Source organism: Serratia nevei, assembly GCF_024160145.1.
Classification (GTDB): domain Bacteria; phylum Pseudomonadota; class Gammaproteobacteria; order Enterobacterales; family Enterobacteriaceae; genus Serratia; species Serratia nevei_A.
This window is the reverse complement of the sequence record NZ_JAMYWQ010000014.1, coordinates 43,101-64,752: the sequence shown is the minus strand read 5'-3', so window position 1 is coordinate 64,752 and position 21,652 is coordinate 43,101. Positions and strand designations below refer to the sequence as shown.

The window sequence follows — 21,652 nt, the reverse complement described above, 5'->3', positions numbered from 1 at the left end:
GCGAACCTCTTCTGAATCAGGCTGCGCCGGTGAAGGCGCAGCCCGCTGATTAGCTGCAAATGCGCGCCACGGCGCGCGCGAATCGCGCCAGCCCCTCTTTCACATCCTGCTCAGGGATGATCAGCGACGGCGTGAAACGCACCACGTCCGGGCCGGCGATCAGCGCGATAACGCCTTCTTCGTTGGCCAGTTGGGTGATCAGCTTCGCTTTGCCGGCATAGTCTTTCTTCAGTTGGCAGCCAATCAGCAAACCGCCGCCGCGAATCTCGGCGAAGATCGGGTACTGACGGTTGATGTCGTTCAACCCGTCGATAAACCACTGGTGACGCTGTTTGACGCCTGCCAGCACTTCCGGGGTGTTGATGATGGAGAACACCGCCCCCGCCACCGCCGTCGCCAGCGGGTTGCCGCCGTAGGTGGTGCCGTGGGTGCCGACGCCCAGCGTTTTCGCCAGCGCATCGGTGGTCAGCATGGCGCCGATCGGGAAGCCGCCGCCCAGCGCTTTGGCGGTGGTCAGCACGTCAGGCACCACGCCGTACTGCATGTAGGCATACAGGTGGCCGGTGCGACCGACGCCGGTCTGCACTTCGTCGAAAATCAGCAGCGCATTATGACGATCGCACAGCTCGCGCAGCCCCTGCAGGAAACTGGCTTCCGCCGGCAGCACACCGCCCTCGCCCTGGATAGGCTCGACGATCACCGCGCAGGTGCGATCGTTGATAAGATCCGCCGCCGCGGCCAGATCGTTATACGGCGTATGGGTGATGCCGCCCGGCAGCGGCGCAAAGTCCTGCGAATATTTTGGCTGGCCACCGGCGGACACGGTGAACAGCGTGCGGCCGTGGAACGCGTTGTTGAACGCCACGATCTGATCCTTACCGGCACCGTGCTGATCGTGTGCATGCTTGCGCGCCAGTTTCAGCGCCGCTTCGTTGGCTTCGGCGCCCGAGTTACAGAAGAACACCTTGTCGGCGAAGGTGGCGTCGATCAGCTTTTTGGCCAGGCGCAGCACCGGTTCGTTGGTATAGCCATTGCCCAGATGCCACAGTTTGCCCGCCTGCTCCACCAGCGCCGCCTTGACCGCCGGGTGCGCATGCCCCAACGCGTTAACCGCGATACCGCCGGCGAAGTCGATGTAAGACTTACCCTGCTGATCCCACACCTGCGAGCCTTCTCCTCGCACCAGAATAAAATCGGCAGGGGCATAAACCGGGACCATCCAGTCATCGAAAGACTGGCGGGTAACTGCGATTGGCTGTTCCATAGTGACCTCATAATCTCAGCAAAGGCTGAATTTTGACTGTAAGGACCGCTCAAGCCCGGCCAGGCCGCCACAACGCAAAAAAACTGCTGCGTAATACCGATTTTTCCGGCGGAGAAAATGCTGCCTCTCACCGCTGATTTAGAAACAAATCCGTTACATAAAATCGGTTTTTCACTATTTATGGCGTATATCCGGTCCCCGAGCGGGGAGTAAATGTTAACGAGCAGTTAAAATACATGTCGTTTGATAAAGAGTGTAGAGCAGCTATCGTGCCAAAACGGGATTTTTGCCGGATTTTGCTATTTTTCGCGTTAAAACAACGGGTTATATTGCATATTTATTCATTTTATATGCATCTGTAATGCATAAATTTAAAAATAAGGCCTAGAATCATCATTGCGCGCGAAATCCTATTCAATTACGAAAAACTTCAGGATTTCTGATCGCGCTCGCAAAAATAATTTCACCCCATTTGCTCGTCATCACACTTTTTGCCCCCATCGGGTGCAGCGGGTGCGCCAGGGTGGTGCAACACCATGCTGCTACCGCTTTTGGCCTGACATACCCTGAGTAAAACCGTGGATTTCCACCGCCACAACGGCGATCTCACCTTTTTCATCAGCGGCTACACTGTGATCCTGACCGCATTTTTCCGCGTACAGGTACAAGGAGTCACCATGTCCAAGAAAACCCTCGATCTCAGCCAACCCGCCGCCCAGTGCGGCATCCAACAATTTCTCGCCGCGGCTCACGCCGAGGGCGGCAAACCGCTTGAAACCTTGAAGGTGAAAGATGCCCGCAAAGTGATGGAGAAATTACAAGGTAGCGTCGAGGTGCCGCTGCGCGAGGTCGAGATCAGCGAGAAAACCATTCACGTAGAAGGTCAGGATATTCTGCTGCAGCTGGTGCGGCCGGCCAGGGTCAAAGAGGCACTGCCGGTATTCATGTTCTTTCACGGCGGTGGCTGGGTGCTGGGCGATTTCCCCACCCATGAACGGCTGGTGCGCGATCTGGTGCACAGCTCAGGCGCGGCGGCGGTGTTCGTCAACTATCCCCGTTCACCGGAGGTGCGCTACCCTGAGGCGATCAACCTGGCTTACGCCGCCACCGAATGGGTGGCCGAGTACGGCGAGAAGATCAACGTCGACGGTTCGCGGCTGGCGGTGGTCGGCAACAGCGCCGGCGGCAATATGGCGGCGGTGGTCAGCCTGATGGCCAAAGAGAAAGGCATACCGGCGCTGCGTTGCCAGATCCTGCTGTGGCCCGTCACCCGCGCCCAGTTTGATACCGACTCCTATCATCGGTTCGCCGAAGGCCACTTCCTGACGCGCAACATGATGAAGTGGTTTTGGGACAACTACGCGCCCGATAAGGCGCAGCGCAAAGAAATCTACGCTTCGCCGCTCAACGCCACGCCCGAACAGCTGCGGGGCTTGCCGCCGGCGCTGGTGCAGACCGCCGAGCTGGACGTGCTGCGCGATGAGGGCGAAGCCTACGCGCGTCTGCTTGACGCCGCCGGCGTCGACGTGACCGCCACCCGCTACAACGGACTGATCCACGACTACGGTCTGCTAAACCCGCTCGCCCACGTCCCGGCGGTGCATTCGGCGATCCACCAGGCCGGGCGCGCGTTGAAGCACTACCTTGCCTGACGCTAGCCGACCACGTGGCAGGCGACCTGATGGCCGGGCGCCACGCTGCGCAGCGGCGGCGCCTGTTCACGGCACTGTGCCGTGGCCTGCGGGCAGCGAGGATGGAAACGGCAGCCGCGCGGCGGGTGGGCGGGATTGGGCGGTTCGCCACCGGCCACCCACGGCGGCGAACGCTGCACATCCAGCGTCGGCACCGCCGCCAGCAAGGCCTGGGTATAGGGATGAAGCGGACGGCGAAACAGCGCATCGCGGTCGGCACTCTCGACGATCTGCCCCAGGTACATCACCGCCACGTCCTGACACAGATGCTCTACCACGCCGAGATCGTGCGAAATAAACAGCAGCGTCACCCCCTGCCGTTCCTGCAAATCGGAAAACAGATTGATGATCTGCGCCTGAATCGACACGTCGAGCGCCGATATCGGTTCGTCGGCGACGATAAACTCCGGCTGCAGGATCAGCGCACGCGCGATGCCGATGCGCTGGCGCTGGCCGCCGGAGAACTCATGCGGAAACCGCCCGTAATGCTGTGGGGACAGCCCGCAGATCGTCAGGGTGTCCAGCACCCGCTCGCGCAGTTCCGCCTTGCTCGCCAGGCCGTGCTGCAACAGCGCTTCGCCGATGGCGTCGCCCACGCGCAGGCGCGGGTTCAGCGAGCTGTACGGATCCTGAAACACCAGCTGCATTTTCGGCCGCAGGGCGCGCAGCGCGTCGTCGCTCAGGTTATCCAGCGCCTGCCCTTTGAACAGCACCTCGCCGGCGGTTTTGTCGTGCAGGCCGAGCAGCGTGCGGCCGACGGTGGTTTTACCGCTGCCGGACTCCCCCACCAGCCCGAAAATACGGCCCTTGCGAATGCTGAAGCTGACGTCGTCCACCGCCTTCAGCTGGCCGGTGGTTCGCCCGAACAGCCCGTCGCGCAGCGGGAAATATTTCTTTAATCCTTTCACTTCCACCAGGGGTTCAGTCGACATGCGGGCGCCCTCCGGCGTTGAGGAAACAGGCGGACTGGCGCTGCGGTGTGCCGTACAGCGGCGGGATGCCATCGCGGCAGCGAGCGGAGGCCTGCGCGCAGCGCTCGGCAAACGCACAGTGTTCAGGCAAACGCGCCAGATCCGGCACCTGGCCGGGAATGGAATACAGACGGCGGAGCCGCTGGCCCGGCACCGGCCGCGAGGCGATCAGCCCCTGAGTATAAGGATGCCGCGGCTCGGCCAACACTTCCCGGGTCGTGCCCTGCTCGACGACGCGCCCGGCGTACATCACCGCCAGCCGGTCCGCCATCTGGGCGATCACCCCGAGATCGTGGGTGATCAGGATCATCGCCATGTTGTGTCGCCGGCTCTGCTCGCGCAGCAACGCCAGGATCTGCGCCTGTACCGTGACGTCGAGCGCCGTGGTCGGCTCATCGGCGATCAGCAGCGCTGGGCGGCATCCGATCGCCATGGCGATCATCACGCGCTGCAGCATGCCACCGGACAGTTGATGCGGGTAACAGCGCATCAGCGCCTCCGCGCGCGCCAACCCCACTTCCGTCAAGAGTTGAATCGCCTGGCGCCAGGCCGCTTTCGGCGACAAAGCCAGGTGGCGAATCAGCGGCTCCACCAGCTGTTCGCCGAGGGTCAACACCGGATTGAGCGCGCTCATCGGCTCCTGAAAGATCATCGCCAGCCGGTTGCCGCGCAGATCGGCCATCTTTGATGCCCGCAGCGACAGCAGGTTCTGCCCTTCAAAGCGAATTTCACCGCCGTCTACCTGCGCCAGCGGCTGCGGCAGGAACCCCATCAGCGCCATGGCGGTCACGCTTTTGCCGCAGCCCGACTCGCCGACGATCCCCAGCGTTTGCCCGGCCTGCAGCTCAAGGCTGACCTGCTGCACCGCCCGCACCGGCCCTTGCTCTCCCTGAAACGACACCGACAGTCGATCGAACGCCACCAGCGGTTGGCTCATCGTGTTACCCCGTTCATTTTCGGATCGAGCGCGTCCCGCAGGCCGTCGCCCAAGATATTGATCGCCACCACGGTGACGAAGATCGCCAGCCCCGGCGGCATCCACAGCCAGGGGCGGCGCTGAAAGTCGATCAGGCTGTTGGCGGCATCCATCATGTTGCCCCACGATGGCGTCGGCGGCACCACGCCCAACCCGAGGTAGCTCAACGCCGATTCGCTGAGAATGGCGTTGGCCACCGCCATGGTGGCCACCACCACCAAAATCGGCACGGTGTTGGGCAGCAGATGGCCGAACAGACGCCGCCGGGTGGAGAGCCCCAGCACCTCGGTGGCCAGCATGAAATCCTGCTCGCGCAGCGACAGGATCTGGCCGCGCACCAGCCGCGCCAGCGACGGCCAGCCCAGCAGGCTCAGCATGACCATCACCATGTAGATGCGGTAGTCCGGCGAGACGTCGAGCTCGGTCAGCATCGCCCCCATGATGATCAGCAGCGGCAGGCCGGGGATGGTCATCAGCAGATCGGCGAAGCGCATGATCAGCCGGTCCGCCACGCCGCCCAGATAGCCGGCAAGCGCCCCCAGCAGATAGCCCAGCGTCACCGACAGCAGCATCGACACCAGGCCGATGGTCAGCGATATCCGCCCCGCCAGCAGCAGCCGGGTGCAGATATCGCGGCCGAGAAAGTCGGTGCCCAACCAGTGCGCGCCGCTCGGCGCCTGATTGATATTCAGCACGTCGCCGGCGTCGTCGCGCCACGGCGACAGCGACGGCCCAATCAGGCACAGCAACGCCAACAGCACCAGCAACGCCAGCGAGATCATCGCCGGCCGGTGGCGGCGCAGCCGTCGCCAGGCCTGCGCGGCGGGCGGCGGCGACAGTTGCGCCAGCGCCGGCAGTTGGGCCTGACGCCAGCGGCGGCGGCGGCCGAAAAACAACGTAGCCAACATAGCGTTACCTCAAACGAATGCGCGGATCGGCATAGGCGTACAGAATGTCCGCCAGCAGATTGCCGAGAATGGTCAGGGCCGCCAGAAACAGCGTGAATCCCATCAGTACCGGGTAATCACGCGCCGCCAGCGAATCGATATGGATATGCCCGGCGCCCGGCCAGTTGAAGATTTTTTCGGTGATCAGCGCGCCGGAGAACAATCCCGGCAGTTCGAACCCCAGCAGGGTGACGATCGGCAACAGCGCATTGCGCAGCGCGTGTTTGAGGATCACCGTTTTCTCCCTGAGCCCCTTGGCGCGCGCAGTGCGGATATAGTCCATGCGGATCACGTCCAGCATGCTGGCGCGGAAATAGCGCGTCAGGCTGCCGGCCTGCAGCATCACCAGCGCCAGCACCGGCAGCAGCAGGTGCGCCGCCACCTCCAGCGCCCACGCCAGCCCGCTCGCTTCGCTGCCGGTGCGCAGCATACCCCCCGCCGGTAGCCAGTGCAGGTCGACGGCGAACCATTTGATCAGCAGCAGACACAGGAAGAACGTCGGAAACGACATGGCGGCGAACACCGCCACGGTGATCAGATGATCGAACAGCGAATAGGGTTTCATCGCCGAGATGACGCCCACCGCCAGCGCGATGCCCCAATACAGCACCATCGCCACCGCCGCCAGCAGGAACGAGTTCCAGATGTATTGGTTCAGCAGCGTGCTGACCGGGATCTGATACTGCAGCGAAAAGCCGAGATCGCCCTGCAGCAGCCGGCCGAGCCAGTGCAGGTAACGGCTGAACAACGACTGATCCAGCCCATACAGCGCCCGCAGCTCGGCGGCGCGTTGCGCGGTCAGGTTGATGTTGCCATCGATAAAGTCGCCAGGTGCCAGGGCGAAGATGCAAAAAATCAGCAAGGAAACCAACAACAGCATCGGAATAGTCTGCAACAGACGGCGCAGGATAAAGTTTCTCATCGCGGTTTCCATCGCCGCCGCCCGGAGTGGCACGGCAGCGTCAGGGGGTTACGGCGCCGGTTTGACGTGCGGCAGGCTGCCGACCAAGCCGTTGTAGATATCCGGTTTAAAACCGGTGACGCGCGCACTGCTGGCGCTCAAAATCTCTCGGTTGCCGAGCAGGATCACCGGCGGATCGTCCGCCAACACCTGATACAGCTGATGATACAGCGGCTTGCGCTGCGCGATATCCAGCGTGGCATTGGCGCTGGCGATCAGCGCGTCTACCTGCGGGTTGTGGTAGCCGGTCTGGCTCTCGCGGCTGATGAAATCGCGCACGCCGTCGTGCGGATCGTTCAGCGTGCTGGTACTGAGAGACGCCAGGTCGTAATTGCCCGCCTTGCGCTGCGCCAGCAGCGCGTTGAAATCCAGTACCTGTGGCTTGAGTACCACGCCGAGCCGACGGTAGTTGTCCTTGGCAATCGGCACCAGCGCATCATTGATCAGCTTTTTGGTCACCAGCAGCGTCAGCTCCAGCTTTTTACCGTCTTTTTGCCGAATACCGTCCGCGCCCACCCGCCAACCGGCCTCGTCCAACAGCTTCCCGGCCTTATCGAGATCGTAAGCGTAGGGATTGATGCCGTTCGCGTCGTAAGCCCAGGAGATCGGCGAGATCGGCTGGTTAGCGACCTTGCCGTAGCCCTGGTACACCACGGCGATCAGCTTTTGCCGATCCAGGCCGTAGATCAGCGCCTGGCGCACCCGTTTGTCCTGCAGCGTCGGGCGCCGGAGGTTGAAATCGATGCGGCTGTAATCGCTTGAGCTGTAGAGGTTGATATTGGCGAAGCCGAGCAGTTTCAGCTGTTCAATGTCGTCCGGCTTGGCAGTAAAGGCGTCGTAGTCGGTCTCGCCGGTTTGGAACAGCTGGAAGTTGGTGGCCGGGTTGGTGACGCGGTAAATAAAGCGCGCCATCGGCGGCGGGCCAAGGTAGAAGTTCGGGTTGGCGTGGAAGCGGATCTCCTGCCCCGGCACGTATTTGTCGTAAATGTAGGGGCCGTTGCCGAGCGGCTTACCGTTGAAGGCGCGCACGCCGTCAAGCTTGCCGCGCTGATAGTCTTTGCCGTAGTAAGCCCGCGACAGCACCGGGCCGCCGATCAGTTGCAGCGTAGTCGCGCCCGGCTGGGTGGTGACGATCTGAATGGTGCGATCGTCTATTACCTTCAGGCCGCTGATGCCGGCAGCGGTGCCGTTTTTATACTCGGCGCCGCCCTGGATGTGCGCCGGCGTGATGTCGGTGTCGCCGTCATAGGCCGGATCGTGCAGCAGCGTCAGGGTAAAGGCGATATCGTCGGCCTTCAGCGGCGAGCCGTCGCTGTAGACCAGATTCGGCCGCAGCTTGATGGTGTAGGTCAGATTATCGGGGCTGACCTGCCAGGACTCCGCCAACCGCCCTTCCGGCTTGCCCTGGCTGTCCAGGCCGATCAGGCGGCTGAAGATCACGTCGGTCACGTTCTCGTCCCAGCCGTTGGTGAACAGATACGGGTTGAAAATCCCCTGCGGCTCCGAGATGCCCGCCACCACGGTGTCTTTGCGCAGCTTGGCGGCGGCCGGTACCCGAGCGGCGTCGCTGGCCGGCGTGATGCCTTCGGCCAGCGTTTCCGCCTGCGCGCCGGCGCTCAGCCCCAGCGCGCAGACCAGCGCCAGCGGCGTCAGCCGATAACGCAACAGTTTGTTTAGCCTATTTTTTATTCCACTCACCCACAGCCCCTCGTCTTCCCGTTGATAAAAATGTGACAAAATTTATCGCAGAGTAATGGGCGGCCGGAGGGCTGTCTAACAACGAAACCGGCATTCCATTGCCGAAAAAAGCATGATGAATTTTTCTGGGGCGAAGCGCCGGGCAAAATGCGGCTCAGCCTGCCGGTTCCAGCCCCCGGATAAGTTTGGCTAAGGTTTTGATCGCCTCTTCGAAACGCTCATTCCATTCAAACGAGGCGTTGAGACGGAAGCAGTGGTTGAAATGGTTGCCGGTGGTGAACATGCGCCCCGGTGCGATGCTGATGCCCCGGGAAAGGGCGCGGCGGTACAGTTCCATCGACGACAGTGCCGGATCCAGCTCCAGCCACAGGAAGTAACCGCCGTCGGGCTGGCTGACCTTCACCGTCGGCGGGAAATGGTGGGCGATCGCCTGACGCATCGCGCTTTGGCGCTGGGCCAGCAGCCGCCGCAGCCGCCGCAGATGGGTATCGTAACCACCGTGCAGCAGATAATCCGCCAGCGCCATCTGGGTCGGTACGCTGGTTGACACGGTGCTCATCAGCTGCAAACGCTGGATCTGCTGCGCATAGCGCCCCGCCGCCACCCAGCCGACGCGAAAGCCCGGCGCCAGACATTTGGAAAACGACGAGCAGTGCAGGATCTGGCCGCCGCTGTCGAGCGCCTTGGCCGGCAGCGGCCGTTCCGCGCTGAAGTACAGCTCACCGTAAACGTCATCTTCAATCAGCGAGATCTGCCGCTCGCGCAGCAGCGCCACCAGTCGCTGTTTGTTGGCCTCCGGCAGGGTGGCGCCCTGCGGGTTCTGGAAGTGGGTCATCAGCCAGCAGGCCTTGATCGGATACTGTTCCACAGCCTGCTGCAGCGCGTCCAGATCGATACCGTCCTGCGGATGCGTGGCGATCGCCACCGCCTTTAACCGCAGCCGTTCCAGCGCCTGCAGCGCGCCGTAAAACGCCGGCGATTCGATCGCCACATAGTCGCCGGGCTGGGTCACCGCCTGCAGGCTGAGGCTGAGCGACTCCATCGCCCCGGCGGTGATGACGATTTCGTCCGGCGCGACCTGCATGCCGCTCAGCGCATAGCGTTGGGCGATGTGCCGCCGCAGCGCGTCGTTGCCCGGCGGCAGGTTGGCCAGCGAACTGTGCGGCGTGAACTTGCGCGCCACGCTGCTCAGCGCCCGCGCCAGCTTCGGCTGGGCGAACAGCGTGGCGTCGGGAAAGGCCGAACCGAAAGGCACGATGTCCGGATCCTTGCAGGCCTGCAGCACGTCGAAAATAAAGGCGTTGATGTCCACCTGTTCGCTCAGCAGCAGCTTCTCGCCGCGCGAAGGCTGCGGCAGCGGCTGCGGGCGCGCCGCCACGTAGTAGCCCGACTGCGGCCGGGCGACGATCCAGCCCTGGCTCTCCAGCAGTTGGTAAGACTGCACCACGGTCATCAGGCTCAACCCGGCGCGCTTGCCGCTTTCTCGCAGCGAAGGCAGCTTGTCGCCCGCCCGCCACACCCGGTTCTGGATCTGTTCTCTAATCTGCTGTGCAAGCTGCTCGTATCGGGTCATAACCATTAACTGTTATATAAAAAAGTAAAATAACTGTCACTATTATAGTCACTCTACTCCGTGCTTAACTTAACGCCAAGCATTTCACATAAAAATGACAGCTATACTCAAGAGGTTAATTTATGTTCAACCCTAGGAGGCGCCATGCTGGGTCTTGATGCACTGGAACTCGCCAGAATACAGTTTGCCTTCACCGTGTCTTTCCATATCATTTTCCCTGCCATCACCATCGGTTTAGCCAGCTATCTGGCGGTGCTGGAAGGGCTATGGTTGAAAACGCGCAATGAAGCCTACCGTGAGCTCTACCACTTCTGGTCAAAGATTTTCGCCGTCAACTTCGGCATGGGCGTGGTGTCCGGATTGGTGATGGCCTACCAGTTCGGCACCAACTGGAGCTTCTTCTCCGAGTTCGCCGGCAGCATTACCGGGCCGCTGCTGACCTATGAAGTGCTGACCGCCTTCTTCCTCGAAGCCGGTTTCCTCGGCGTGATGCTGTTCGGCTGGAACCGCGTCGGCCCGGGGCTGCACTTCTTCGCCACCTGCATGGTGGCGCTCGGCACGCTGATCTCCACCTTCTGGATCCTGGCCTCCAACAGCTGGATGCAGACCCCGCAGGGGCATGAAATCATCAACGGCCAGGTGGTGCCGGTCGACTGGCTGAAGGTGATCTTCAACCCGTCCTTCCCGTACCGCCTGCTGCACATGTCCACCGCCGCCTTCCTCTCCTCGGCGTTCTTCGTCGGCGCCTCCGCCGCCTGGCACCTGCTGCGCGGCCGCGATACCCCGGCGATGCGCAAAATGCTGTCGATGGCAATGTGGATGGCGCTGATCGTCGCGCCGGTGCAGGCGCTGATCGGCGATGCGCACGGCCTGAATACGCTGAAACACCAGCCGGCGAAGATCGCCGCCATCGAAGGCCACTGGGAAAACCCGCCGGGTGAAGCCACGCCGCTGATCCTGGTCGGCTGGCCGGACATGCAGCGTGAAGAGACCCGCTTCAAGCTGGAGGTGCCATACCTCGGCAGCCTGATCCTGACCCACAGCCTGACCGAACAGGTGCCGGCGCTCAAATCCTTCCCGCCGGAGGATCGCCCTAACTCTACCGTGGTGTTCTGGTCGTTCCGCATCATGGTCGGGTTGGGCATGCTGATGATTCTGGCCGGGGTGTGGAGCCTGTGGCTGCGCTGGCGCGGCGGGCTGTATCAGTCGCGTCCGTTCCTGTACTTCATCCTGTGGATGGGCCCCTCCGGGCTGCTGGCGCTGCTGGCAGGCTGGTTCACCACCGAGATCGGCCGCCAGCCGTGGGTGGTGTACGGCCTGCTGCGCACCAAGGACGCGGTCTCCGCGCACGGCGACCTGCACATGAGCATCAGCCTGCTGGCGTTCATCATCGTCTACTGCTCGGTGTTCGGCGTGGGGTATTCCTACATGATGCGCCTGATCCGCAAAGGACCGCAGCCGCATGAACATCAAGAAGACAATACCGAGGGCCGCCCGGCGCGTCCGCTGTCCGCGGTCAACGACACTCTGGACGACAGGAGCTGAACATGGGCATCGATCTTCCGCTGATTTGGTTTGTGATCATCGTGTTCAGCACCATGATGTACGTGGTGATGGACGGTTTCGATTTGGGCATCGGCATCCTGTTTCCGTGGGTGAAAGAGAGCGGCGACCGCGATCTGATGATGAACACCGTCGCCCCGGTGTGGGACGGCAATGAGACCTGGCTGGTGCTGGGCGGCGCGGCGCTGTTCGGCGCCTTCCCGCTGGCCTACTCGGTGATCCTCGACGCGCTGGCGATCCCGCTGACGCTGATGCTGATCGGGCTGATTTTCCGCGGCGTGGCCTTCGAGTTTCGCTTCAAGGCGAAGCCGGAGAAACGCCATATCTGGGACAAGGCGTTCATCTGGGGCTCAATCTTCGCCACCTTCAGCCAGGGTGTGGTGGTGGGTGCCGTGATCAACGGCTTCCCGGTCGAAGGCCGCACCTACGCCGGCGGCGCGCTGGACTGGCTGACGCCGTTCGCGCTGTTCTGCGGGCTGGGGCTGGTGGTGACCTACGCCCTGCTCGGCTGCACCTGGCTGGTAATGAAAACCGCCGGTGACCTGCAGGCGCGCATGTATCATCTGGCGACGCCGCTGCTGGCGATCCTGCTGCTGGTGCTGGCTGTGGTCAGTATCTGGACGCCGATTGCGCATCCGGAAATCGCCGCGCGCTGGTTTACGCTGCCGAACCTGTTCTGGCTGCTGCCGGTGCCGGTGCTGGTACTGCTCAGCGCCTGGGGGATCCAGCGCGGGGTGAAACGCGGCGCGCACTACTCGCCGTTCATGCTGACGCTGCTGCTGGTGTTTCTCGGCCTGAGCGGGCTTGGCATCAGCATCTGGCCGCACCTGATCCCGCCGGCGATCAGCCTGTGGGACGCGGCGGCCCCGCCGCAGAGCCTCGGCTTTATGCTGGTGGGCGCGCTGTTCATCATCCCGATCATTCTGGTCTACACCTTCTGGAGCTACTACGTGTTCCGCGGCAAGATCAGCCATGAACACGGCTATCACTGAGAAGGGAGGACGCTATGCAAGATAAAACGGCAACCGCCGCGCCGGCACCCTGGTGGAAACGCATCGGTTGGCTGGTGATCATCTGGAGCGCCAGCGTGCTGGGGCTGTTCGTGGTCGCCTCGCTGTTCCGCCTGCTGATGACCGCGGCGGGCATGAAGTCGCATTAACGCGGCGCCTTATCTGGCCACGCTGTTGGGAAAGTAGAAGGAAACCACCAGCGTGACCAGCGGCAAGGCGCCGATCTTCACCAGTTCGAACGCTTGCCTCAGCGCTTCGTTTTTCTCCCAGTACGCGTGGGCGGCGAATACGCCCACGCTGACCGCGAATATCCCGCACAGCACCTGGCGCGCCAGGCGCAGCCGCTCCATTTCGTCGAAGACCAAGACCTGCTCCAGATAAACCTGGCTGGCCTCATCGTGCAAATTACGGCTTTCGATGTTCATGGGAAGATCTCCACGACCCGCCCCACCGCTTCAAGCTGTTCACCCTTCTCCCGTACAATGCCAAGAGAAGTACCATCCTGTTTCATCCAGTACTTATCGGCAAGGGTAATCAGTGCAAACGCCATTTTGATTACCTCGGTTTTTTCCATCCCGTGACGCCGGGCAATATCGTTCAGATCATCATCAATTTTGTTCGATAACCGAATCGGCAAGCTGCGCATAGTCCACCTCCTGTGGCCGTTGATTCACAGGGGGAAAGTCTACTGGAAGGGCACATATCGTTCAATTAGTGAACTGCGTAACGCCTCGCACAAACCGCATGCAACGCTAATGCGGTTTGCGCCCCATCGCGCTGAGGAAGCGCTGCTGCAGGCGCAACAGCTCCTCCAGCTCCAGCAGGCGGTAATCGATGCCGAAACGCGGCGCCACCTCGCCGATGATGCGGCTCAGCGCCGGGTAATGGCGGTGGCTCCAGTGCGGGAACAGATGATGCGTCAAATGCAGGTTCGCCCCGCCGAGCCAGTATCCCAGCCAGCGCGGCCGGGTCAGCCAGTCGAAGGTAGTGGCGAACACATGGTGATACCAGCCGTGCGGCATCGCACCCTGCGCCGGTGCCTGATAAAAATTGGCCTTGGCCCAGTGGGTGCCGATGATCAACATCACGAACAGCAATGAAGAAAGCATCTGGCTCAGCAAATAGACCAGCAGAATTTGCCCGATGCCGATGGCCGGCGGCAGCAGCCAGCACGGGATCGCCAGCGCCAGCAGCAGGTGCGCCGCCTTGCCCGCCAGAAATCCGCACCAGCCGCGCACGCCCTGCTGCGCCATGCGCGCCGCCACGCGGGTGCGGCCCGCCCGGTCCAGCCAGTCGAACAGCCAGATGTAGTACGGGAACGTCAGCGCCGCCACCAGCGGCCAATAGTAACGCTGGGCGCGCATAAAGGGTCGCCAGCGCTGGAACGGCGTTTGCCGCAGCACGCCGTTGGCGTCGATGTCGGGGTCGTAATGTTCGATATTGTTATGGGCATGGTGAAACAGCACGTGGCGCACGCGCCAGCAGTCGGGATCCAGCCCCAGCGGGACGCTCACCAGGGCGTTCAGCCAGCGGTTGGCCCAGGGCCGACGGAAAAACGCGTTATGCGAGGCGTCGTGCACCACGTTCACCGTCAGGAACATGCCGATAAAGATAAAGCCGAAATAACAGGCGAAAAACGCCCAGCCGTTTTGCTGCTGCAGGCTCAATCCGTAACACAGGCCGCACAGCGCCAACAGCAACGCCACCTTTGCCAGCATGCCGCCGTCGGCGAAGCGGTGATCGCCGCTGGCCGCCAAATAATGCTGGGCGGCCTGCATCAGCGCGCGATGCAGCCCGCCGTCGTCGCGCCGATAGGCTAACGGGCGCAGCGGTTTCATGGCTGCCCCATAAGGCGCAAGAAGCGCTGTTGCTGCGCCAGCAGTTCGCGATAGCCGATGCAGCGATATGCCATGCCGTGCCGCTGCGCCACTTCCGCCACCGCGGCGGCCAACGCCGGATAGTGGCGGTGATTCCAGCCGGGAAACAGGTGGTGGGTCAGGTGATAGTTCAGCCCGCCGGTCAGGTGCTCCAGCCAGCGCGGCTCAGGCTGCCAATCGCAGGCGGTGGCGAAATTGTGCCGGTACCAACCGTGCGGCATGCTGTCGCCCGCCGGCGCCGGGTAAAACTCGGCCTGCGCCCAGTGGGTGCCCAGCAGCAGGAACACCACCAGCAGCGAGGCAAACATCTGGCTGAGCGCGTAAGCCAACAGCACCCAGCCCCAACCGATGCCGTGCAGGTGGCACAGGATCAACGGCACCACCAGCACCAGCGCCACATGGAGCAATTTGCACAGCACGAACAGCGCCCAACCGCCGCGCCCCGCCAGCACGCGTTTTTCCCGCAGCGGCGTTTTATCGAGCCGGTCGGACCAATCGAAAATCCACGCGATGTAGGGTAGCGAGAGCGCGGCGATCAGCGGCCAGTACAGATGCTGATAGCGCATGTGCGGCCGCCAGCGCTGGAACGGCGTCTGGCGGAAAAAGCCGTTCTCTTCGGTGTCCAGATCGTAGTGTTCGACGTTGGCGTAAACGTGGTGGTAATCCACGTGGCGCGTGCGCCAATAGTCCGGATCGACGCCCAGCGGCAGCGTCACCAGCCGCCCCACCAGGCGATTGGCCCAGGGCGCGCGCAAGAAGGCGTTATGCGAAGCATCGTGATTGACGTTGACGTTGAGCAGCATGCCCATGGCCACGAACAGGAAATAGCAGAGGAAAAACGCCCAGGGCTGATGCTGCATCAGGCTCAGGGCATAAAACCCGACGCACAGCGCCAGCAACAGCGCGGCCTTGGCCAGCCGCGCGGCATCGGCATAGCGGTGATCGCCCGCCAGGCAGGCGTGCGCCGCGCGCTTGAGATCGCGGTGAAACGCCTGCTCGCCATCAGTGGGGAAACGCAGCGGCGGCAATGAGTCAGCCATGCGGTTCCTCCACGGCGACCGGTGCGGCCACGCGCCCCCAGCCCAGCGCCACGCACAGGGCATGCAGCGCCACGGCGGCCATGGCGATATGCCAATAGCGCTGCGGCCAGCCAAGATAACCGATAAACAGCAGCGGCATGCCCAGCGCGATCAGCAGCCAGACGGCGCTCGCCCACCGCCGCCCTTCCGTCATGCCGCCCAGTGCCACCGAGCCCAACGCCAGCAGCACCAGCAGCGCCATTTGCGGCCAGCGGATGTCGCCGTAGCCATAACCGTATTGGTAGACGTAACCGACCACCAGCGAGAACAACAGCATGGCGCCGCTGAAGACGCTGAGCGCCGAACGGCGGTCGCGCGGCCGGCCCGGCGCCGGGCGCCAGGCCAGACGGAAATAGCGCAGGAACGGCAGATTGCTCGCCCAAAATGGGTTGGCGGACGGCCGCTCGCCGCTGACGCCGTAGCTGAACGGCGTGGTCGGCAGCGCCGGGCAGAAGGTGCCGAACAGCTTGTCCCAAAAGATAAAGCTGCCGCCGAAGTTCTTATTGGAATACGCCATGTCCTTGACGTGGTGCACCCGGTGGTGCGCCGGCGTGACCAGGATTTTTTCCAGCACGCCCAGCTTCGGCGTCAGCGCATTGTGGTTAAATAGCTGAATGCTGTAGTGAAAAATCGACACCGTGACGAACACCGACAGCGGCACGCCCGCCAGCGCCAGCAGCAAAAAGAACGGGATCGACGTCAATGACGAGTACCAGGAGTTGCGCACCCCCAGCGACAGGTTGAAGTGCTCCCCCTGGTGGTGCACCACGTGTACCGCCCACAGCACGCGGAAGCGGTGGTGCAGGCGATGCAGCCAGTAGAAACCGAAGTCCCACGCCAGCAGGGCGAACAGCCACATCAGCAGCGGCGGCCAGGCGTCCAGCAGCCCCAGGCTGAAATGCGCGGCCACGTAGCCGTAGCAGGTGATCTCCAGCCCGCGGAACAGCCACAGCATGATATGGCCGGAATTCAGATTGAACACCAGATCGTGCCAGTTGACCGGCTCACGGCGCCCCCACTGCAACGCCACCGCCTCGGCCACCACGATGAACAGCATGAACACTATCGGCAACGCCAGATCGCTCATCCCACTTCTCCTTTAACCACGCGCCGGCGCAGGGCCTTTATGCGCAGGGCCAGCCAGCCGGCGAACAGCGCCAGCAGCGCGCCGCCGGCCAGATCGACAAACAAATGGCGGCGCAGCTGCAGAATGGAGAACGCGATCGCCACGCCCCACAGCATCCACAGCGCCGTCCTTACCTTGCGCTCGCCGTCGCTCAGCGCCCACACCGCCAGCACCGTCAGCGCCATGTGCAACGAAGGCAGGCAGTTCTGCGGCGAATCCACCTGCGTTAGCGCCGCCAGCAGCTGTGCGCTGATCCCAACGCCATCGTTCTGCGGATAGGCCATGGTGGTCGGCCACAGCAGGTAAACTGCCCCGGCGCCCAGCGCCGTCAGCTGCATCGCCAGCGTCAGCCATTTGATTCGCTGCAGCGGCGCCAGCAAATAGCCCGCCGGGACGATGAGGAAGAACGACAGATAGAGCCAAATGGCCGTGGGGCTGAACGGGATCGCCCGGTCAAGCGCCGACGGCGGCAACAGGGTTCCCGCCCCCTGCAGGCGATCGGTCACGTTATACACCACCCCGACCGTCCCCCAGCCCAGCAGCATGTGCCCTAGCCTGAACAGCGTATTTTTCATGCTTCCTCCGCCCGACGCACGATGCGCCGCCGTTTGCGATCGAACTGCGGCAGCATCGCCTGCGCCGTCAACCGCCATTCGAGCCGCTCGGTCGCGATGCCCTGGCGAGCGAACAGCGCGATCAGCTGCGCCTGGCAGTGCGCCAATTCCACCGGGCTGCAATCGGCGATCAGCTCCAGTTGCCGTTCACCGCGCTGGATCAGACGGTAATCGCTGGTCAGCGGCAACGCATTGGCGATCGTCCGGCTGCAGGCATCGGCGAACACCGCCTGCGGTTGCCGCTGCGCATCGGGCAACATCAGCTGATCGTCGCGCCGCCCTTCGATACGCGCGAGCGCCCGCGTCGGCTGCCCGCACGGGCAGGGTTCGGTGCGCAGCACCAACACATCGTCCAGCCGATAACGCACGATCGGCTGCGTACTGCGGGTGAAATCAGTGATCAGCGGCGTAAAACGCCGCTCGTCGATCCACTGCGGTTCGATATGCAAAAACTCTTCGTTCAGATGCAGCGTGCCGTGCGCGCAGGTGGCGGCAAGAAACCCCTCGGTGGCCTGATACACTTCGCCGACCGCGGAAAACACCTGCATCAGCAGGCGGCGATCCTGCTCTTCCAACACCTCGGCGACCGAAATCACTTTTTTGACCGACAGTTTCACCTGCCCGGCCAGCACCGCCAGCGCCAGGGCGCGCAGCACCTGCGCCGGGGCCACGATGATACTGGGCGCCTGCCGTTCCAATGCGGGCAGATGCGCACTGAACGGCGCGAGCAGATCGTAAAACGCCAGGCTCAGCCAACGGTTGTTTACGCTGTGATAGAGATTATTGTCCGCCCGCAGAAACAGCGCGACGCGCTCGCCGGCCAACAGCCCGTCCGGCAGCATCTTCGCCAGCATGCCGCCGGCCCACACCTGCTGTTCGCGCGGGCTGACGACAAATACGCCGCGCTGCCCGGAGGTGCCGGACGACAACCCGACGCTGTAGCGCCCGATCTTCGGCGTGAAATCGCGATCCGCCTCGCTGCGCTGCGCACAGGCCAGCACCGCATCGCGCTGCAGCCCGGCGGTATTCATCCGGTCGAACTGCGCCATCATCAGCGCCTTGTCCATCTGCGGCCATTCGGCGAACGGCCGGGGGCTGAAGCGCTGAAAATAGGGGCTCTTGCTCAGCACCCGGCGAGCAAAGCCCGCGAGCTGCCGGGCCTGGTGCGCCTCCAGCGCCGCACGATCGCCGAAGCGCAGGCGCCGGGCGCGGAAATAGTGCCAAAGGGTGATGAAGGGGATCACAGGTCCCCCTCGTGGCACAGCAAAATGTTGACCTGGCCACCCGCCCACAGCTGGTTGAGCCGCTCCAGCGTGCGGGTGTACGCCGCCGCATCGTCCATCACCAGATTGGCCAGGCGCGAAGGCCCGCGCAGCGTCCGGTAGCTCTGCGGCGACCAGGCGGCGTCGCTGGCCAACAGCGTCCAGCCGGCGTCGGTGAGGATAAAGGCGCCGATATGGCCGGCCGCATGCCCCGGCAGCGGCACCAGGACAATCTGCCCTTCGCTGCCCGGCAGCGCGTAACCGCGATCGAACGGCGCCAGCAGCGCGGGCAACGCCACCGAGGGAAAAGACTCCATAAACTGCAGACGACTCTCGAAATCCGCCGGGATCAGGCCGGGAATAAAGGCGCGCTTGAGCGCCGCGAAACCGCGCAGCCCGCGGGTTTGCTGCCAGCCTTCGCCGGAGCAAATAAAATCGAGGTGGCTGAAATCCTGCAGCCCGGCGATGTGATCCGCGTGAAAATGCGAGACGATCAGCGCCTGGATGTCGCCTTCGGCGTAACCGGCTTCGCGCAGCTGATACGCCAACGACTCGGCGGGATCGAAATAGACCGGCGTCATGCGGCGGTAAAGGCTGAACACCCCCGACTGCGTGTGCTGCTGAAAATAATGCGCGTAGCCGGTATCCCACAGCCAGCGGCGCTGCCCCACCTCCAGCAGATAGGCGCGCGCCGGGAATTTACACACCCGGAACCCGGCGCCGCGCAGCGCCATGCAGCCGATATGCGTGCAATAGCCCACTTCAAAAACGGTGACTTTAGCCATGCTGTATGCCTCCTTGCTGCCGCAGCCACTCGCCGGTCAGGCGGATCCCCTCCTCCATCGAGTAACGCGGCCGATAGCCCAGCTCTGCGATCGCGCGGGTCTGGCTCAGGGTCATGTCGAAATGCACCGCCGCCACGCTGTAGCGTGTCAGCAGCGGTTCCTTGCCGCTCAGGCTGGCCCACAGTTCCATGCCGCCTGCCAGCGCCTGCAGCAGCGGATACGGCACGGCCTGCAGCCGGTAACGCAGCCCCAGCTCCTGGCGCAGCAGCGCATCCAGCATCTCCGCCAGCCGCTGCGGTTGGTGGTTGGTGATGTTGTACACGGCACCGGACGGCAATCCGCGTTGCCGGCTGGCCAGCTCCATCGCGTGCACCACGTTGGGGGCAAAGGTCAGATCCAGCAACGCCTGCCCGCCGCCGGGCAACCGCAGCACGCCGCGATCGCGTTCGAGCTGCTGCAACAGCCGCGGCACGATCACCCGATCGTGCGGGCCAAACAGGCCGCGCGGCCGCAGAATAATGTAGGTGGTTTGCGGGTAAATCTTCGCCTGCGCCAACAGCTGCTGCTCGGCGGCGTGCTTGCTGGCGGCATAGTGATTGGCGAAGCGCCGGGCGCGGTAACCCTCGTCAAGATCGTAATGCGGCTGAAAATCGAAGTAGAGTGCCGGCGTGGAGATATGCACGAAGCGCCGCACGCCGCAGCGCCCGGCCGCCTCCGCCAGCTTCTCCGTCGCCGCGGCGTTGATGCGGTGAAATTCCGCTTTGCTGCCCCAGGGCGAAGACTTGGCCGCACAATGCCACACCCACTCGCAGTCGGTCACCAGCTCCCGGCACTGCGGCGGCGTGGCCTGCGCCAGATCGAGCGAGTAAAATTCGGCGCCCAGCTGACGCAACGCTTCGCCGGCCCGCTCATCGCGGCCGGTGGCGCGCACCTGATGCCCGGCCTCCAGCAGCCACTGCGCCGCGTTGCGCCCCAGCCCGCTGGTCGCCCCGGTCACCAGCACCCTCATGGCAGCAACACCATGCCGGCCAGCGCCAGCCCGGCGGCAGTGCCGATCAGCATCACCGGCTGGCCGGGGTTGAAGCGCCCGCTGGTCACGGCGGCATGCAGCGCGGTCGGGATAGAGGCCGCCACCTGGTTGCCATGATGGCGGTAGATGTCTACCAGCGCCTCGCTGGAGACGTGCAGCCGTTTGCGCATATGTTCGAGCGACAAATGGCTGGCCTGGTGCGGCACCACGGTGGCGATCTGCGCCAGGGTCAAGCCGCTGGCGCTCAGCAGCCGGTCGAGATAGCCCTCAATCAGCGCCGACGCCTGACGGAACAGCGGCTTGCCCTGCATATGAAACAGGAAGTCTTGCTCGCACATGCCGACGCGCGGGTTGCGGCGCGTGCCGCCGGCGCGGATCTCGCACAGTTCGCTGCCGGCCGGATAGGTCTCCACCAGGCTGGCGAGGATACCGCTGCTGCCGTCGCCGCGCTCCACGATGGCGCAGGCGGCACCGTCGCCGAAGATCAGCGACGACTCTTCGTGCTGCCAGTCGATGCCGCGCGAAGCGAGATCCGCCGAGACGATGGCGATACGCCGATACGTCCCGGCGTTCAGCAACCCCGCCGCCACCTGCAGCGCAGAGATAAAGCTGACGCAGCTGCTGTTGATGTCGAAGCCCGGCGTGCCCGGTGCCAACCCCGCTTCCTTGAGAATATGCGCGGCGGTGCACGGCAGTGCCTGCACCGCTATCGCCGAGGCGGAGATCAGCAGGTCAATGGAGGCTGCCGGGATCGCGCTGCGGGCCAGCGCGTCTTGCAGCGCGGCGGCGGCGAGTTCGGCTTGGCTGGCGTCATCGGCGGCGTGATAGCGGTAAGCGATGCCCGAGCGTTTTTCAACGTAGCCGGCCGGTTTCCCCAGGCGGGCATCGAGCGTAGAGGAAGCCACGCGGTTAGGCGGCAACGCGGCCCCGGTGGCGATGACTTTCAGAGGCAGCGGCTCGGGTGAGCGACATTGTGTGGTCATTATTGTTATTGATTAACCTGATTATCCATAAAGCGATTCTCCCACACGGCACAAAGGCCACGTGGATCATCCCCGGTTTTTATGTCCCAAAATGCCTTTCAGCAAGGCGGTATATCTCGTTATCGGCTACTACGGGCCGACGTCCGTCAGCGTAAGCATAAGCGTAACATTACTAAGATATTCAGTTTACGGCAAGGTGGCGAGAATAAGCAGGTGGCGGGAAAATGTTCGCAATGGCGCCG

Annotated in this window: 21 protein-coding genes; 4 read left to right on the top strand and 17 right to left on the bottom strand. The window is 63.3% G+C overall.

Annotation, left to right across the window (positions count from 1 at the left end; translation table 11 throughout):
- Window positions 1-49: 49 nt before the first annotated feature.
- Window positions 50-1,264, bottom strand: coding sequence for an aspartate aminotransferase family protein (locus M6G53_RS11965; protein ID WP_253331685.1), 1,215 nt, complete (start codon window positions 1,262-1,264; stop codon window positions 50-52).
- 677 nt (window positions 1,265-1,941) lie between these two features.
- Here M6G53_RS11965 and M6G53_RS11960 point away from each other — a divergent pair.
- Window positions 1,942-2,916, top strand: a complete 975-nt coding sequence (locus M6G53_RS11960; RefSeq protein ID WP_253331683.1) for an alpha/beta hydrolase — start codon at window positions 1,942-1,944, stop codon at window positions 2,914-2,916.
- 2 nt (window positions 2,917-2,918) lie between these two features.
- Here the strand turns inward: M6G53_RS11960 and M6G53_RS11955 are convergent, their stop codons facing one another.
- The 6 genes from M6G53_RS11955 to M6G53_RS11930 form a co-directional block, all read right to left on the bottom strand.
- Window positions 2,919-3,887 (bottom strand): ABC transporter ATP-binding protein, encoded by a 969-nt coding sequence (locus M6G53_RS11955; protein ID WP_253331681.1) that lies wholly within the window; start codon window positions 3,885-3,887, stop codon window positions 2,919-2,921.
- On the bottom strand, window positions 3,877-4,863 hold the full coding sequence (locus tag M6G53_RS11950; protein WP_253331679.1) for an ABC transporter ATP-binding protein: 987 nt from the start codon (window positions 4,861-4,863) through the stop codon (window positions 3,877-3,879). The genes M6G53_RS11955 and M6G53_RS11950 overlap by 11 nt, the downstream gene beginning before the upstream one ends.
- The gene (gene opp4C, locus M6G53_RS11945; protein ID WP_253331677.1) at window positions 4,860-5,810 is read right to left on the bottom strand and encodes an oligopeptide ABC transporter permease; all 951 of its coding nucleotides are present in this window, start codon (window positions 5,808-5,810) and stop codon (window positions 4,860-4,862) included. Before opp4C ends, M6G53_RS11950 begins: the two co-directional genes overlap by 4 nt.
- A 4-nt stretch (window positions 5,811-5,814) precedes the next feature.
- A complete protein-coding gene (locus tag M6G53_RS11940) occupies window positions 5,815-6,771 on the bottom strand; it encodes an ABC transporter permease (RefSeq protein WP_253331675.1) in 957 nt (318 codons plus the stop codon).
- Between the two features lie 48 nt (window positions 6,772-6,819).
- Window positions 6,820-8,475: an ABC transporter substrate-binding protein gene (locus tag M6G53_RS11935; RefSeq protein WP_301286197.1), complete on the bottom strand. Its 1,656-nt coding sequence runs from the start codon at window positions 8,473-8,475 to the stop codon at window positions 6,820-6,822.
- 187 nt (window positions 8,476-8,662) lie between these two features.
- Window positions 8,663-10,081 carry an aminotransferase-like domain-containing protein gene (locus M6G53_RS11930; RefSeq protein WP_253331671.1) on the bottom strand — a complete coding sequence of 473 codons (1,419 nt, stop codon included), beginning with the start codon at window positions 10,079-10,081 and terminating at the stop codon, window positions 8,663-8,665.
- A 144-nt stretch (window positions 10,082-10,225) separates the two neighbouring features.
- Here M6G53_RS11930 and M6G53_RS11925 point away from each other — a divergent pair, with 144 nt between their 5' ends.
- Genes M6G53_RS11925 through M6G53_RS11915 form a run of 3 tightly spaced genes read left to right on the top strand, consistent with a single transcriptional unit; the run spans window position 10,226 to window position 12,803 of the window.
- On the top strand, window positions 10,226-11,626 hold the full coding sequence (locus M6G53_RS11925; RefSeq protein ID WP_253331669.1) for a cytochrome ubiquinol oxidase subunit I: 1,401 nt from the start codon (window positions 10,226-10,228) through the stop codon (window positions 11,624-11,626).
- A 2-nt stretch (window positions 11,627-11,628) separates the two neighbouring features.
- Complete coding sequence (gene cydB / locus M6G53_RS11920; RefSeq protein ID WP_253331666.1) at window positions 11,629-12,636, top strand: cytochrome d ubiquinol oxidase subunit II; 1,008 nt, start codon at window positions 11,629-11,631, stop codon at window positions 12,634-12,636.
- A 14-nt stretch (window positions 12,637-12,650) separates the two neighbouring features.
- Window positions 12,651-12,803 carry a DUF2474 domain-containing protein gene (locus tag M6G53_RS11915; RefSeq protein WP_071605360.1) on the top strand — a complete coding sequence of 51 codons (153 nt, stop codon included), beginning with the start codon at window positions 12,651-12,653 and terminating at the stop codon, window positions 12,801-12,803.
- Between the two features lie 9 nt (window positions 12,804-12,812).
- On the opposite strand, the gene M6G53_RS11910 is transcribed toward M6G53_RS11915, so the two are convergent.
- From M6G53_RS11910 to M6G53_RS11865, 10 genes are all read right to left on the bottom strand, one after another.
- Window positions 12,813-13,079, bottom strand: a complete 267-nt coding sequence (locus M6G53_RS11910) for a hypothetical protein (protein WP_038877012.1) — start codon at window positions 13,077-13,079, stop codon at window positions 12,813-12,815.
- Complete coding sequence (locus tag M6G53_RS11905; protein ID WP_025303190.1) at window positions 13,076-13,300, bottom strand: hypothetical protein; 225 nt, start codon at window positions 13,298-13,300, stop codon at window positions 13,076-13,078. Before M6G53_RS11905 ends, M6G53_RS11910 begins: the two co-directional genes overlap by 4 nt.
- A 106-nt stretch (window positions 13,301-13,406) precedes the next feature.
- The gene (locus tag M6G53_RS11900; RefSeq protein ID WP_253331664.1) at window positions 13,407-14,492 is read right to left on the bottom strand and encodes an acyl-CoA desaturase; all 1,086 of its coding nucleotides are present in this window, start codon (window positions 14,490-14,492) and stop codon (window positions 13,407-13,409) included.
- Window positions 14,489-15,571: a fatty acid desaturase family protein gene (locus tag M6G53_RS11895; protein WP_253331662.1), complete on the bottom strand. Its 1,083-nt coding sequence runs from the start codon at window positions 15,569-15,571 to the stop codon at window positions 14,489-14,491. Before M6G53_RS11895 ends, M6G53_RS11900 begins: the two co-directional genes overlap by 4 nt.
- Entirely contained in the window at window positions 15,564-16,697 is a 1,134-nt protein-coding gene (locus M6G53_RS11890; protein ID WP_253331651.1) for a sterol desaturase family protein, read from the bottom strand. The genes M6G53_RS11895 and M6G53_RS11890 overlap by 8 nt, the downstream gene beginning before the upstream one ends.
- On the bottom strand, window positions 16,694-17,311 hold the full coding sequence (locus tag M6G53_RS11885) for a phosphatase PAP2 family protein (protein WP_253331648.1): 618 nt from the start codon (window positions 17,309-17,311) through the stop codon (window positions 16,694-16,696). The genes M6G53_RS11890 and M6G53_RS11885 overlap by 4 nt, the downstream gene beginning before the upstream one ends.
- On the bottom strand, window positions 17,308-18,594 hold the full coding sequence (locus M6G53_RS11880; RefSeq protein WP_253331647.1) for a F390 synthetase-related protein: 1,287 nt from the start codon (window positions 18,592-18,594) through the stop codon (window positions 17,308-17,310). Before M6G53_RS11880 ends, M6G53_RS11885 begins: the two co-directional genes overlap by 4 nt.
- A complete protein-coding gene (locus M6G53_RS11875; protein ID WP_253331645.1) occupies window positions 18,591-19,397 on the bottom strand; it encodes an MBL fold metallo-hydrolase in 807 nt (268 codons plus the stop codon). The genes M6G53_RS11880 and M6G53_RS11875 overlap by 4 nt, the downstream gene beginning before the upstream one ends.
- Window positions 19,390-20,406 carry an NAD-dependent epimerase/dehydratase family protein gene (locus M6G53_RS11870; RefSeq protein ID WP_253331643.1) on the bottom strand — a complete coding sequence of 339 codons (1,017 nt, stop codon included), beginning with the start codon at window positions 20,404-20,406 and terminating at the stop codon, window positions 19,390-19,392. The genes M6G53_RS11875 and M6G53_RS11870 overlap by 8 nt, the downstream gene beginning before the upstream one ends.
- Window positions 20,403-21,410: a 3-oxoacyl-[acyl-carrier-protein] synthase III C-terminal domain-containing protein gene (locus M6G53_RS11865; RefSeq protein WP_253331641.1), complete on the bottom strand. Its 1,008-nt coding sequence runs from the start codon at window positions 21,408-21,410 to the stop codon at window positions 20,403-20,405. The genes M6G53_RS11870 and M6G53_RS11865 overlap by 4 nt, the downstream gene beginning before the upstream one ends.
- Window positions 21,411-21,652 lie beyond the last annotated feature (242 nt).